Origin of the sequence: Proteiniborus sp. DW1 (assembly GCF_900095305.1) — a bacterium.
GTDB lineage: Bacteria > Bacillota > Clostridia > Tissierellales > Proteiniboraceae > Proteiniborus.
Map to the genome: position 1 here is coordinate 1 of NZ_FMDO01000021.1, position 14888 is coordinate 14888.

17 protein-coding genes are annotated in these 14888 nt (G+C 29.6%); 10 read left to right on the forward strand and 7 right to left on the reverse strand.

Annotation, left to right across the window (positions count from 1 at the left end; translation table 11 throughout):
* Positions 1–75 precede the first annotated feature (75 nt).
* Positions 76–1002, forward strand: coding sequence for a YncE family protein (locus tag DW1_RS05025; protein WP_074349546.1), 927 nt, complete (start codon positions 76–78; stop codon positions 1000–1002).
* 36 nt (positions 1003–1038) lie between these two features.
* On the opposite strand, the gene DW1_RS05030 is transcribed toward DW1_RS05025, so the two are convergent.
* Together DW1_RS05030 and DW1_RS05035 are read right to left on the reverse strand one after the other, a co-directional pair.
* Entirely contained in the window at positions 1039–1569 is a 531-nt protein-coding gene (locus DW1_RS05030; RefSeq protein ID WP_074349547.1) for a DUF4364 family protein, read from the reverse strand.
* A 147-nt stretch (positions 1570–1716) separates the two neighbouring features.
* On the reverse strand, positions 1717–1923 hold the full coding sequence (locus DW1_RS05035) for an alpha/beta-type small acid-soluble spore protein (RefSeq protein WP_074349548.1): 207 nt from the start codon (positions 1921–1923) through the stop codon (positions 1717–1719).
* A gap of 271 nt (positions 1924–2194) precedes the next feature.
* On the opposite strand from DW1_RS05035, the gene DW1_RS05040 reads away from it, so the two are divergent.
* A complete protein-coding gene (locus DW1_RS05040; protein WP_074349549.1) occupies positions 2195–3319 on the forward strand; it encodes a polysaccharide deacetylase family protein in 1125 nt (374 codons plus the stop codon).
* Between the two features lie 70 nt (positions 3320–3389).
* Here the strand turns inward: DW1_RS05040 and DW1_RS05045 are convergent, their stop codons facing one another.
* Entirely contained in the window at positions 3390–4337 is a 948-nt protein-coding gene (locus tag DW1_RS05045; RefSeq protein ID WP_074349550.1) for a Na/Pi cotransporter family protein, read from the reverse strand.
* A gap of 182 nt (positions 4338–4519) precedes the next feature.
* On the opposite strand from DW1_RS05045, the gene DW1_RS05050 reads away from it, so the two are divergent.
* Positions 4520–5008, forward strand: coding sequence for a pyridoxamine 5'-phosphate oxidase family protein (locus DW1_RS05050; RefSeq protein WP_074349551.1), 489 nt, complete (start codon positions 4520–4522; stop codon positions 5006–5008).
* Positions 5009–5102: 94 nt separating this feature from the next.
* A complete protein-coding gene (locus DW1_RS05055) occupies positions 5103–5870 on the forward strand; it encodes a polysaccharide deacetylase family protein (RefSeq protein WP_074349552.1) in 768 nt (255 codons plus the stop codon).
* 87 nt (positions 5871–5957) lie between these two features.
* Here the strand turns inward: DW1_RS05055 and DW1_RS15265 are convergent, their stop codons facing one another.
* Positions 5958–6122: a small, acid-soluble spore protein, alpha/beta type gene (locus tag DW1_RS15265; protein WP_143474360.1), complete on the reverse strand. Its 165-nt coding sequence runs from the start codon at positions 6120–6122 to the stop codon at positions 5958–5960.
* A gap of 173 nt (positions 6123–6295) precedes the next feature.
* Between DW1_RS15265 and DW1_RS05060 the strand changes: the two genes are divergently transcribed.
* From DW1_RS05060 to DW1_RS05070, 4 genes are all read left to right on the forward strand, one after another.
* Complete coding sequence (locus DW1_RS05060; protein ID WP_242942439.1) at positions 6296–7729, forward strand: Mur ligase family protein; 1434 nt, start codon at positions 6296–6298, stop codon at positions 7727–7729.
* Positions 7730–7973: 244 nt separating this feature from the next.
* A complete protein-coding gene (locus DW1_RS05065; protein ID WP_074349553.1) occupies positions 7974–8648 on the forward strand; it encodes a single-stranded DNA-binding protein in 675 nt (224 codons plus the stop codon).
* 40 nt (positions 8649–8688) lie between these two features.
* A complete protein-coding gene (locus tag DW1_RS15895; RefSeq protein WP_278335723.1) occupies positions 8689–8820 on the forward strand; it encodes a hypothetical protein in 132 nt (43 codons plus the stop codon).
* Between the two features lie 13 nt (positions 8821–8833).
* Entirely contained in the window at positions 8834–10726 is a 1893-nt protein-coding gene (locus tag DW1_RS05070; RefSeq protein WP_074349554.1) for an Eco57I restriction-modification methylase domain-containing protein, read from the forward strand.
* On the opposite strand, the gene DW1_RS05075 is transcribed toward DW1_RS05070, so the two are convergent.
* Positions 10723–10911 (reverse strand): hypothetical protein, encoded by a 189-nt coding sequence (locus DW1_RS05075; protein WP_074349555.1) that lies wholly within the window; start codon positions 10909–10911, stop codon positions 10723–10725. The genes DW1_RS05070 and DW1_RS05075 overlap by 4 nt on opposite strands.
* A gap of 337 nt (positions 10912–11248) precedes the next feature.
* On the opposite strand from DW1_RS05075, the gene hpt reads away from it, so the two are divergent.
* Complete coding sequence (gene hpt / locus DW1_RS05080) at positions 11249–11773, forward strand: hypoxanthine phosphoribosyltransferase (protein WP_200800471.1); 525 nt, start codon at positions 11249–11251, stop codon at positions 11771–11773.
* Positions 11774–11817: 44 nt separating this feature from the next.
* On the opposite strand, the gene dapB is transcribed toward hpt, so the two are convergent.
* Together dapB and dapA are read right to left on the reverse strand one after the other, a co-directional pair.
* Positions 11818–12576, reverse strand: coding sequence for a 4-hydroxy-tetrahydrodipicolinate reductase (gene dapB, locus DW1_RS05085; protein WP_074349557.1), 759 nt, complete (start codon positions 12574–12576; stop codon positions 11818–11820).
* Positions 12577–12585: 9 nt separating this feature from the next.
* Positions 12586–13458: a 4-hydroxy-tetrahydrodipicolinate synthase gene (gene dapA / locus DW1_RS05090; protein ID WP_347499704.1), complete on the reverse strand. Its 873-nt coding sequence runs from the start codon at positions 13456–13458 to the stop codon at positions 12586–12588.
* 188 nt (positions 13459–13646) lie between these two features.
* Between dapA and DW1_RS05095 the strand changes: the two genes are divergently transcribed.
* Complete coding sequence (locus DW1_RS05095) at positions 13647–14621, forward strand: type II CAAX endopeptidase family protein (protein ID WP_074349559.1); 975 nt, start codon at positions 13647–13649, stop codon at positions 14619–14621.
* Positions 14622–14888: the final 267 nt, after the last annotated feature.

Below are 14888 nucleotides of genomic sequence, written 5' to 3' on the forward strand. Positions count from 1 at the left end.
TTTATTCCTTCTCCATCACAAAAATTGAGATAAGGCATAGACTGATATATAAGTGAAATTGGAGAGGTGATAAATTTGGAGCTGCTGGGAAACAAGTTAATTGTTGCAAATACAGGTAGTGATTCAATATCTATTATTGATATTGAAAACTATAGCTTATCAGATACTATATATTTCAGTGAGTCAGTGAAAATAAAAGAAAAAACAACCTCCACTGGACCATATGTTGGGCCACATCATATATGCTTCAAGGAAGACAATATAATTTACTCTGCAAACTCCTATAATAATAGTGTATATAAAATTAATATTGATTCAAAGGAAGTAGAGGATATTGTATTTGTGGGCAGCTTTCCTAGTCATTTAGTTTTTCATAATGGATTTATTTTCGTTACAAACAGTGATTCTAACTCAATATCTGTTATAGAAGAAAAGGGCTTTAATTTAATTGAAAATATACCAGCAGGCGAAAGACCACACGACATAAAGGTTGATAAAGAAAATAACAGACTCTATATATCAAACAACAATGGATATAGTGTGGATATGATTGATCTATCTCTAAATATTGAAAAAAAAATTAATTTAAAATACAATCCAGTTCATGTTCTAGTTGAAGATAATATAATGTTTGTACTATCACCTCCATCTAATGGTTTGATAGATAGCAGGTTAGTAGTATACTCCTTAGAGAAGGACAGAACAATAGAAGAAATCTATGTATCTGGAGTGATAGTTGACATGGTAATCTTAGAAAACAAAGAAACAGCGTTTGTAACGAATGTAGAAGATGGAAACTTATATGAGATTGATCTAATAGAATATAAAATCAGGTCAATTTATAACATAGGTGGAATGCCCAACAATATAATAAGAAAAAATGACGAGTTATATATCTCTGATGCACTTTACAATAGAGTTGTCATATTTAATTATATTCAATGTCGAGTTGTTTGTAGCATAAATGTAGGTATTGAACCTAATGGACTAATTATAATTTAATTTTAAGTAAGATAAAAAATAGCCTGCAATAGTAGGCTATTCATCTATCAATAGGTCAAAGATTTGTTTATAAATTTCGTGAGGATTTTTCTTCCAATTATTGCAAATCATTTTTGCTTGTTTATTAGATACAACATTTAAGGACATGCTAAATAGATTTATATCTTTTTCGATAACCTTAAGATTCACTATATATTCAGACTCACTTTTTTTATAGTAGTTCCCAATTATTTGGCTTTCCTTTACCATTTCTTCTTTTTTCTTTTGAAATCTTTTAATGACTTCTTCTTTTAGAGTTTGTGGTATCCTATCATTAAAAAAGCTAAGAGTATCCTTTCCTGCATTTGATAAATGATAGTATTCTTGACCATCCTTTATAGAGAACTCAATAAATTTAGAGCTTACAAGTTCACTAATAAATTGCTGAGCTAAGAAATAATTCATATAGTTATTTTCTAATAAAAATTGAGTAATTTCTGAATTATTCATAGGAATATCTGCATTATCTAATATATATAAAATGAGAAGTTTATTTTGAGCTAATTCTTTGCTATTATCTATAAACACATAATCACCCTCTAATTCTAAAAAGCATATATAATATTTGAGTATTCATACATTTGATAATACAAAAATCATAACAAAGTAATTATATCACAAAAAAAAGAGAAGCGGTATTACTCCACTTCTCTTTTTTGTATATTTACTTAATTATTATTTACCTGCTAAGTTTCTTTGAGCTTGCTCTACTAATCTTTTAGTCATATAACCGCCAACGTATCCATTTTGTCTTGAGCTTAGGTTACCTTTATCTATTTGCTCATAGTTGGATAAACCTAGTTCGCTAGCGATTTCAGTTTTCATTTGGTTTAAAGCCATTCTTGCTTCAGGAACAACTATTCTATTTGATGATCTAGCCATGTTTTTCCCTCCAAATAGATTTTTTATAATACAACATCATTTTGATGTTGTAATAATAATATAACCAGCATAGATACTCTATATGCTAGCAATTAATACTAACAAAGTACAGTATATAGAAAACATTTACAAGATTTCACATTTGGTTTCAGAATTGTAATCGAATTGTCATCAATATAGTATAGCTTAACCAACTTAATTGAAATATAATTATATTATAGTTGTTCTATCTAATTTTTTAAACATAATCAAAGTACAAAGGAGGAAAAAAATGAAAAAAATAATTAGACTTATTTCAATTGCGTTAATTCTTTTATTATTTGTATCAGGATGTTCAAAAAATATTAAAGATGCAAATGCAGAAGATATTCAAACAACAGAAGACCAAACTCAGCAAAACAATGTAGAAGGAGAGGAGAATAAAGAAAGTCAACAAGAGGAAAGTAAGGAAGAAGAAATTAATGTAGACCCAAAGGAAAAGATAGATTTATCACTTAAACCAAATGAAGCAGGTCAGATTATGGTTCTTATGTATCATAATATAGGTGAAGAAGAGGCAGAATGGGTTAGAACACCAGAAAATTTCAAAAAAGACTTAAAGACACTATATGAAAAAGGGTACAGACCAATCAGTCTAGAAGACTTTGTCAACAATAACATTGATGTTGAAGCTGGACTCACTCCAGTAGTGCTTACCTTTGATGATGGAAATCAAAACAACTTTAATATAATCGAAAAAGATGGACAAAAAATAGTTGATCCTAATTCAGCAGTAGGAATCTTAGAGGAGTTCAACAAAGAATATCCAGATTTCCCACTAAAAGCTACTTTTTTCGTATTTGGTGAGAATCCATTTAGGCAGCCAGAATTATTAGAATATAAGCTAAATTACCTAATAGAAAAGGGTTTCGATATTGGTAATCATACAGTTGGGCATAATGATATGTCGAAAATTTCTGATCCTAATAAAATTCAAGAGTATATAGGTAAACAGGCAGCATTTTTAGAAAGTCTAATTCCTGGCTACAAGGTAAATACCTACGCACTTAGTTACGGTGCAAGGCCAAAGGACAAGTCACTATATCCATATCTTCAAAAAGGCGAATTTGAAGGAAAGTCTTATGAGAATATTGCAATTCTAAATGTTGGTTGGGATCCTTCAGTATCGCCTATAGACAAAGCCTTTGATCCTTATGCAATACATAGAATAAGGGCTAGCGAGACAAAGGTAGATGGAGTAGGAATGTATGACTGGCTAACAGTCTTTGATAAAAATCCAGAAAGAAGATTCATAAGTGATGGAAACCCAGACATAGTAACAGTTCCAAAGAAGTTTGAAGAAAAAGTGGACAAGGAGAAACTAGGAGATAAAGAGCTTTATATTTACGAGGAATAACCTTATATAATAAATAAGGTGGAAATACTAAGCGAACCTTTGCAGGATACTATTAGCTTGTATTTCCATTTTATTTTTCTTTAATTATTTTCTGCGAAATATATAATAACACTGAAGAAAAAGGTAGCAAAATAATAGTAGTCACTACATTAAAAATAGTATGAGCATTAGCTATTTGTCTGGCTGGATTATCAGGAGATAAATATACTACAAAAGCGCAAAAATAATCAATTATAAAGTAAAAAATAATAACTCCAAAAACATTAAATAGCACATGTATTAAAGCTGCTTGTTTACCGAACCTATTTATCGCAAGGCTTCCAATAAGAGTATCTACACAAGTACCGATATTTTGACCTAAAATAATTGGAATAGCCGTGTTAATGTTTATAATGTTACTAGAAGTCATGACTTGAAGTATTGTTATGCCTGTGGTACTGCTTTGAATAATGGCAGTCAGTATAAAGCCAGCAAATATTGACATGCCTTTACTTTTGCTAAGATATTTTATTAAGTTGAAAAAAAATTTAGTTGACTTGATTCTAGATATAGAATAAGTGATTACATCCATACCAGCAAAGATTAAAGCAAGACCTAGTATGGTTTTCCATATAATATGATGCTTTTTACTTCTCAAAATTATCATTAAAAATATTCCTATTAAAAAAAGATATATTGAAAGGTTTTTAATCTCAAAGGCTAATAATTGAGCAGTAAATGTAGTTCCGATATTTGTCCCCATGATTATTGGAATAGCATTATAAATGCTTAATAAATTTCCATGTACTAGGCTTATTATAATAATAGTAGCAGCACTACTACTATGAAGAAGTACAGTTGCTATAATGCCTATTGAGACTCCTCTTAATTTACTGGAGGTAAACCTATCGATTCCATTTCTTATCTTGTGAGATATTATTCCTTCAAAGGATTTTGACATTTGTCTTATGCCGGATAAAAATAAAGTGAGTCCACCAATAATGCCTAATAATGAAACAAAATAAATATTTTCTAGCAAGATTTCTTCCCCCTACAAAATCATAATCATAAGCATATATTTAATATATATGCTTATTTTTTTTTGTTAACACAAAAAGAAGCAAGCTATTCAATAAACTATTATGAATTTATATGTGCTGATTAATTTTTCTTTAAATGCAAATAATAATTGTGACTAAAAAACATAAAAGAGGTGAAGAATTGGATAAGAGACTTAGTGTTTCAGAATTAAAGCAAGAAATAAAAAGTTTTTTAAACGAAAATAGCTTAGGTTCACTGGCTACATGTGGTAACAATATTCCAAGATGCAGTCCAGTACAATATTTTACAGGTAAGGATATGGAACTATATGTAATTTCATCTGGAGGAGAAAAATTTAATAATATTCAAGAAAATCCTAATGTATGCTTGTTAGTAAATACAGAATATGTAGATTATAAGAAAATAAAAGGAGTACAGGTATTTGGTAAGGCTTACACAAGTTTGAAGCATACTTATCTTATAGATGAGGCAAAAAAATATGCACCTTATGAGAAGATGCTAGCAATAGAAAAGGATTGGATAAATATAATTAAAATAGTGCCAGATGAGATAGTGTATTTGGATGCATTAAATGGTGACAGAACTAAACAAGTTTATAAAAATGATCATGTTATTGAAATACAGGATAGAGAATTATCTATTCATTAAGCTGTAGGATACTGCAGCTTTTTTTCTTATATATGGTAATAATACTAAAACATTAGAATAAATTATATTAAAAATATTTTTGAGGAGGAAATCGATGAAAGTCTATATATTCAATAAAAAGGTTGCTATAAGATTAACAGCTGTACTATTACTTGTAGTAGTTTCAATAATGTTTACTGAAGTCATAAAAGAAGACGGGATAAGGAGTGTTTTTGCACCTACTAAAGAACTACCAATATACTGTGTTGATACTCCTGATAAAAAGATTGCTATTAGTTTTGATGCTGCATGGGGAACGGATTTTACATATGATATATTAGATACTCTAGATAAGTATAATGTAAAGACCACCTTTTTTTTAGTAGATTTTTGGGTCAAAAAACATCCTGACGTAGTAAAGGAAATTGATAGAAGAGGCCATGAAATTGGGAATCATTCAACTAATCATCCATATATGTCAAAGCTAGATGAAATTCAAATAATTAAAGAACTGAAAACAACAGAAGATAGTATAAAAGAGATTACTGGTAAAAGAACTACATTGTTCAGGCCACCATTTGGTGACTACAATGATAGGTTAATAAGAGTTTGTAGAGATAATGGATATTATGTAATACAATGGGACGTAGACTCACTAGATTGGAAAGAATATGGTGTGCAGCCAGTAGTTGATAGGGTCACTAGGAATGTAAAAAATGGTTCAATAGTTCTCTTTCATAATAATGCTAAATATGTATCTGAATTTTTACCAATTATTTTAGAAAAATTACAGGCTGAGGGCTATGAAATAGTCCCTATATCAGAACTGATATATAAGGATAACTTTTATATGGATAATACTGGGAAGCAAATCAAAAAGTAAAGTAAGACTTTTTAGCCTTACTTTACTTTTTTCAAATTTATATGAGCTATAGAGAACAAGTAAATTTGTGTTGTGAGACTGCGAAAACTATGATCTCCCTAAATGAGTATACTTATCTGTATTTTCGTTTTCCATCATTTTTGTAATATGATCTTCTCTGTCTTTTAAATCAATCTCCATATCTTTTGCCATTTCTTCTTTAAAGCTTTGAAAAGCTTGCCTTGCATTAGGAGAAATATTTTTATTTTTCATTGTATCACCTCTTAATTATTCTTTGAATTTATTGAGAAAAATATTATTGGAATTTTATAGAATTATGGTGCTGAATTTTTTGAAGTACATAAAAAATTCGGTAAAGGTAAACCTATATCCATAGGATTTTTTCACCCGTACTTCTTCCATTAGATTTTAGAAGGAGAGCTTAAATGATGAAAATAGATGGAGTAGATATTACAGGTGTTACATGTGATTCTAGTAAAGTAAAAAAGGGTTTTGCATTTGTTGCAATAAAGGGAATAAGAAAGGATGGTAATCAATATATAAATGATGTTATAAAAAGAGGAGCAAGTATTATTTATACTGAAGATGATATCAAAAGTGATCTTATACCTGTAATTAAAGTACAAAATTCAAGAAAGAAATTAGCTGAGCTTTTAGATATGTACTATGATTATCCATCCAAAAAGCTAATATTGGTTGGTATAACTGGCACAAATGGCAAAACTACTACATCTTATATTTTGGATCATATACTCAAAAGTACAGGCATTAAAACAGGAGTTATAGGCACTCTAGGTATAAAAATTGGAGAAAGGCATATACCTACAAACTTAACAACCCCAGAGCCAGAGGTTTTATTTTACCAACTAAAAGAAATGGTAAAAGAAGATGTTCAAGTAGCCATTATAGAAGTGTCGTCACATGGGCTTAAACTAGAAAGAGTATATGGATTAGATTTTGATATGGCTATACATACTAATATTGGATATGATCATGTGAACTTTCATAAAACCAAGACAGACTATATAAAATCAAAAAAAATACTTTTTGATTCCTTAAAGAAAAATGGAATTTCCATAATTAATATAGATGATAAAGATGGTTTAAAGCTTATAGAAGGTAATACAAACACCTTAGTAGTTTCATATGGTTTAAATCCTAAATCTAGTATTACAGCATCAAGCTTAATGTTCCAAGACACCATAAGCTTTAATCTATGTATTCAGAGAGGATTGACTTCTCTAAACAGTTTAGAAGTAGAGCCTATGGAAATTCCAATATCTATGAAATTACTTGGTAGGCACAATGTATATAATTCCTTAGCAGCTATTTGTGGAGCACTATGTATCGGTATAGAGCCTCATGTGATAGCAAAATTATTAAGCAATTTTACTGGAGTAGATAGAAGGCTTAGTTTAATATACAATAAAGACTATTTAATAATTGATGATTTCTGTCATAATCCCCAAGGATATGAGGTCATTTTCGAAACTATCCAATCACTGAATTTTAATAGGTTAATTATAGTCAATTCTATAAGAGGTAATCGTGGAGTACAAATAAATAGAAAGAATGCTAAGGTTTTAGGGTCATGGTGTAACACTATGAATAATATGAGACTAATCTTGACGCTTAGTAAAGACACAACAGGTGTAGCGGATAAGGTAAAAAAATCAGAGGTTTTAGCTTATAGGAGTATATTAGATAATATAGGGGTGGAATATACAATAAATGATAATTTAAAAGATGCACTTATAGAAGCATTAAAAATAGCAGAGAAAAACGACTTAATATTATTGCTTGGAGCTCAAGGTATGGATCAAGGTAAAGAGATAATAAAAAATATACTGGGTATCTAAAAAACTTATTCTTTTAAGAATAAGTTTTTTATGTGAGGGAAATGAGTAGATAAATTTGTGTGGCGAAGTGGAATAAAAAAATGTGTTATTTAGAAGGATTTTTTCTTTTTGTGTCTAATTAAGACTAAGGGATAACGTTTTTTTATTTTACTAATGAGATAAAAAAAATCATATTATTGAGAAAAACAGAATAAACATATTTTAGATTAAAAAAACATAAGAATAGGAAGGGGAGTGGGGTTTTATGGCAGACAAGGTGATTGATACTAATTCAATAACCGTAGTAGGCAAGATACTCAATGAAAAGGAGTTTAGTCACGAAATGTATGGAGAGGGTTTTTATACTTTTGATTTAGAAGTTCCTAGATTAAGTGACTATTCTGATGTGTTACCAATTACAATCTCTGAAAGGCTTTTAGTTAATATGGAAATTAAGCCAGGGGAAAATCTAGTAGTAGAGGGGCAGCTAAGGTCATATAACAGATATGTAGATGGGAGCAACAAATTAGTTCTAACAGTATTTGCAAGAGATGCAAGTGTTCCTGAAACTGAGGAAGAGCTTAATGAATTACTAAAAAGACCAAATGAAATCTATCTTGATGGCTACATATGTAAAACACCTGTTTACAGGACAACTCCATTTGGAAGAGAGATAACAGACTTATTAATAGCAGTGAACAGGCCTTATAACAAATCTGACTACATACCTTGTATCGCCTGGGGAAGAAATGCTAGATTCTGCGAAAAGCTTCAAATCGGTGATCACATAAGACTATGGGGAAGAATTCAAAGTCGTGAATATCAAAAGAGAACAAGTGAAGGAGAAGTCTTGAACAAAGTGGCATTTGAGGTATCAATATCAAAGCTTGAATTTGTAAAAGAAGATAATAATAGAGATGGAAAAAAACAAGACCTTTAAAAGGTCTTGTTTTTTGATATAATCTTATTGAGGTGGTTAGATGGATTATAAGGTTGTAGTGCTTTTTATATTGTTAATTATTCTAGTTAGTATGCAATATTCATTAAATAGGATACTTGTAGAATTAAAAGACATAAAAAAAATATTACTACAGAAAAGAATCAATAATTAAAGCAGGTGAAAATATGAAACCTTTAATAGCTAAAATTGAAAATATATATGAATCATATTCTACAGAAGGTTATAGAGAAATAGATGAGGAAATAATACACTCTGTTACTTTCCTCATTCTAAAGTATCATGGTATTCAAGAAGAGCAGATTACAGAGTTAGGGTTAGATAAGCTATTAAAGGTGAAAAACTATAGAGCTTATTCTCAGCTGGAATGTAGTGATTTAAAGCAGTTTTGGCGGAATTATATGATTTTAGCTAAGGTCTATGAATACATAGTTTCAAGAAAGATAGATAGAAGAGAAAAGTATGGGATTTACTATACACCAGAATGGATAGTAAAACATATGGTAGATAAGTCAGTTAATGAAGTGCTGAAAAAACGAAATAGGCTTAAAGATATAAGGATACTAGAGCCTGCTTGTGGTTGTGGTGTATTTTTGTTGTATCTATTTGATGCACTATATGAGCTATATTTAAAGAGGACGAAATATTGCAGTATAGATATATGCAAAAATATTATCCGAGACAACTTATATGGAGTTGATATAGATCCCAATGCAATAGAAATATGCAAATACTTACTGCTAATAAAAGTGCTTATAAAAACAGGCAAAGCTATGAAATTGGAATTTAATTTATTTGATGATGATTTTTTAGTAAGTTCTTCAATCAATGGTGAAGGCTACGATTTAATAATAGGAAACCCTCCATATTTAGAGAACAGAGGACTTAATAAGTACTTTGACAAAGAGTTTCTTAAAAGAAATTTTGCTACAGCGATAGGTAGGTTTGACATTTATAGTCTATTTATTGAAAAGTCAATATCACTACTTAATAAAGATGGAAGCCTTAACTTTGTTGTGCCAGGAAATTTGCTATATAATAATAATTTTGCTCCCATAAGAAGATTTATATTAGATAACTCATCAATTATAAGTATAACTAATTTAGGTGAGGGTATTTTTCAAGATGTTGGAATGAATATGATTATCATCTCTCTATATAATAGTATTATTAAATCCGATAACTTAATTAAATGTAAGAATATTTCTAATAGTGAAGATAAAAAGAGAGATATTGAAAAAAATAAGTATAAGGAAGTTCCTCAGAGATTTTATGAAAATACACTTTTGAATGTTTTTGATATAGAATCTTCATATGAAACATTTGAACTCAGGGAAAAAATCTACCAGAGGTGTAATCTGAGAATCAATGATGTAGCTGAAGTAGTTTCTGGAATTGCAACTGGAAACATTAGAGCGAATTTATTGACAAAAGACGGAAATAAGGAGAATACAAAACGGGTATTAGAAGGTAAGAATGTTAAAAGATTCTATCATGAATGGGCAGGCCTATACTTTATTAATGATAAATCTATTATTGATAGAAACAAGGGGCAATATGCCACATTCATGAGAGAAGATATGATTAACAAAGAAAAGCTTATTATTAGGCAAACAGCAGATAAGTTTATTTGCTCATATGATAATGAGAAGTACTATATTCTAAATACTCTTTATTCATTGGTAATCAGAGAGAGTTATAAAAACACCCTAGATATAAAATATTTGCTGGCGCTTTTAAATTCAAAGCTCTATAATTTTTTATATAGTACTTTAATTAGAGAAAAAGGTAAGTTGTTTCCACAGCTTAAAGTATTTCATATTCAATATAGTCCCATTGTAATTCCTGATAAAAACACTCAGCAAAAAATAAGAAACATAGTAGATAAAATAATCATACTAAATAAGAAAATAAATAATAGTGATACCAAAGATAGCACAGCCCAATCTAGACATGAAAAAGAAAGGGAGAGTTTATATCATCTTTTAGATAAAATGATATATAAGATATTTGGATTAAATTTTAAAGAAATTGAAACAATAAATAAAGAAGTTGATTAGTCAGTAGAGTTTTTACAAAATTTATTTAGAAAGTCTATTTTTACCATAGTATGAATGTTGTACTCTTCTTGGCTAATGATGCCTTTTGCTTGGAGTTTGTCAAATAAATTTATAAAAGTTGAACAAAGTTCACATAATTTTCCTTCAATATCTTTAATATTTTTAGTATTTTTAGTATCTGTCATTTTAGTCAACCTCGACTTAATTTTTTATTTTAGTATATTAAAAATGTGTTCAAAATAATTCGTATAAATCATGTATATAGAAAAATAGAAGTAAAGTAAAGTAAAAACATTTACGCTTAATATATATCAATATATATTCTATATGTTTTTTGAAAATCCTTCTTACAATATTATATTTAATATATATTCAAAAAATTAAAATTGATTTTGTTTTTTTTAATGTACTCTTAATCAAATTATTGACAAAGCAAGGTGTTTGGTTTAGAATGAGGTTTAAATAGAGTGGATTGTCTTTATAATATTTTTAATTTATTCCTAAAGGGGTTGAAATCTTATGATTACTAATAAGCAACGAAAAATTTTATTTTCTACTGATGAAATTAAAGAAAGAGTTAGGGAGCTAGGCCAACAAATAAACAAAGATTACGAAGGAAAAAAATTAGTAGTAGTATCTCTTTTAAGGGGTAGCTTTATATTTGCAGCAGATTTAGTGAGAGAGATAGAAGTACCTGTACAAATGGAGTTTATGACTACTGCAAGCTATGGATATGGTGAAGAATCATCTGGACAAGTTAATATAATTAATGATATTAAGGATGATATAGCGGGTAGAGATGTATTAGTTGTTGATGATATCATGGATTCTGGCTTAACTATGGAAAAAATAATTGAGCACTTGAAGAAGAAAAATCCAAGCAGTATTAAATCTTGTGTTATGCTTGATAAGCCTGAAAGAAGAAGAACTGAAATCACACCTGACTATGTAGGATTTACAATTCCAGACTATTTCATAGTTGGCTATGGTTTGAATTATGGAGATTATTATAGAAATGTTCCTTATATTTTTTCATTTATAGACTAATCTTTAAAGAGCTGATTTTCAAAATCAGCTCTTTAAAAGTTTTCTTAATTCTTAATTAAATCGTCCATGTTATAATATCCAGGTTCTTTTTTAGATATAAATTTAGCGGCTCTAATAGCTCCTAGGGCAAATATGTTCTTAGATGAAGCAATATGTGATATTTCAATTGCCTCGTCATTACCAGCAAATATTACTGTATGTTCACCAACTATAGTCCCGCCTCGTATAGAGTGGATCCCAATTTCATTTTCATTTCTTTTATCGGTTTTAGTATGTCTTCCAAAAATATACTTCTTAGGCGTTTTTAAGCTATCATTTATTTTATCTGCAATTAAAAAAGCAGTACCACTTGGAGCATCTACTTTTAGATTATGATGCTTTTCTACTATTTCAATATCATATGAATTGCCCACTATCTTTGCTGCTTCTTGAACCAGTTTAGATAGTACATTTATTCCTATTGACATATTGGCAGATTGAAAAATAGGAACATTTATAGATGCATTTCTTATATTGTTCATATCTTGGGTGGAAAGTCCTGTTGTCGCAATAACTAATGGAGTATTAGTTTTAATAGCATAATCTAATAAACTATCCAAGGCTTCAGGTCTAGAAAAATCTATTATAACATCTGCTTTTTCCTTAAAGTCAAAAATATTCTTAAATATTGGGAAATTTGCCGTAATTCCTTGCAGATTTCTATCTATTCCAGCTGCTATCTCAAGCTCTTTATCTTGAGCAATTTGATTGGCTAATACTTGCCCCATCTTTCCATTACATCCATTTATTATTACCTTAAGCATGAGGACCTCCTATAGCATATTATAATTTTTAAGTTCTTTAATAAGAACTTTAGTTGCTTCTTCTGACATCTCAACTAATGGGAGTCTCAAATCACCTACATTCATGCCTAGTAGATTCATAGCTTTTTTTATTGGAATTGGATTTGTCTCTATGAATAGAGCATCTATTAATGGTTTCATTTTAAGCTGAAGATGTTTTGCCCTTTCAATATCCTTTTTCAAATAGCTTGCTACCATATCATGGGTATCTTTTGGAAGTATATTAGCTATTACAGATATGACACCTACTCCTCCTAAAGATAGTAGAGGGACTACCATATCATCATTGCCAGAATAAATAGCAAAGTCTTCTGGACACAAGCGAGCTATTTCAGCTACCTGACTTATATTGCCACTAGCTTCTTTAACTCCTCTTATGTTAGGATGCTTGGAAAGTTCAGCTAATGTACTTGGCAGTATGTTAAAGCCAGTTCTTCCAGGAACATTATAGACTATTATAGGGATATTTACACTATCTGCAATAGCATTGTAGTGAACTATAAGACCCTTTTGAGTAGATTTGTTATAATATGGGTTTACTATGAGTAATCCATCTACTCCAAGACTTTCTGCTTTTTTACTCATTTCAACTGTATGTTGAGTATTGTTGCTTCCAGTTCCTGCAATAACAGGAATTCTTTTATTTACTATGTTTACCGTATATCTGATAGTTTCAATTTTTTCATTATCTGTCATAGTAGCAGCTTCACCTGTTGTACCACAAATGATTATTGCATCAGTATGCTCTTTAATATGCCACTCTAGCAGCTCTCCTAGTTTATCAAAATCCACTTGATTATTTCTAAAAGGTGTAATGATTGCAACTCCCGAACCTTTAAACAAAATTACTGGTTCCTCCTTTCCTATGATAACTATAGATTACTAACAAGAAGTTTATTTTTCTACCTCTTAAATATAGTATATTATCTTATATTTAAAAAGGGTACAGAATATACAATAGTAATTGAATTTATCCAATATTCAATGATAGAATAGAGTGTAAGCAAAATTCATATTCAGGGGGTCAATTAATGGTAAGAAATAATTCAAGGCCTTCAATAATTGAGGCTAATTCTTTTTATTTGTTTATTGGTATTATTCTATTAACTCTTGGTGCATATGTACAAAGTAAAGGAACATATTCTGGTCTAGTAATTACTGAGTATGTAATTATACTTGCACCGACTATATTCTACATGAAAATGAGAGGATTTAGTCTCAAACATGTACTTAGACTAAATAAGATTTCACTTAAGCAAGTGCTGCTGATTCCACTGATAGTCATTTTTTCTTATCCAATTGGAGTGTTTTTTAACTACTTAATGCTAATAGTTCTAAACTATTTTGGGAAGGTAAGACCAAATCCTGTTCCAATACCGGAAAATGGTCAAGAAATGATAATAGGGCTTATAGTAGTAGCTTTATCTGCTGGAATATGTGAGGAAATAATGTTTAGAGGATTCATGATGAAAGCATATGAAAAGCTAGGTATGAAATTAAGTATAATATATTCAGCAATATTATTCGGATTATTTCACTTTAATATTCAAAATTTATTAGGACCGATTTATTTAGGCATAGTATTTGGATATATTGTGTATAAAACAGATAGTATTTTTGCTTCTATGATTGCCCATGCAGCTAATAATGCTTTTGCTCTAATATTAGGAATGTGGGTATCTAAAATTGAAGTAAATCCAGAGTTAGCTTCAGAGATAGCTTCTTCTGGAGTAATATCAGATACAGCGGCTATGCTGCTGGGAGCTATTGGTGTAGGAATTATAGCAGCGATTTGCGGAGTGATAGTACTCTTTCTACTAAAGCTATTGCCAAAAACCAAAAATAATACTGCTGAGAATATAGAGCCTATTACTCAATTAGATACAGGAACCGTTATTCATGAAGAATTAGAAGTTAGTACAAAAGAAGGTATACTATCTTATGCCCCAGTATTTATTGTAATATTAATGTTTATTTATGGAACATATATGTTTTTTAAAATATAAATTAGATAGGGAAAGATTAAAGGACCTACCTGGGGAAAGTAGGTCCTTATTAATGTAAATTAATATATACAAAATATATATTAAAGGGGGAGTGGGAAAGTAGTATCTTTCACAAGCCATAGTTTAACATATAACTATCAAATTAATCAAGTGGAAATGTTAACTTTTAAGCAAACTTAATAGTTATTTAAATTGCGTAACATTTGTATTACAGATTGATAAGAATAAAATTTCTCTTTTTTTCAAATAATAGCTAAAAGGAGGAAT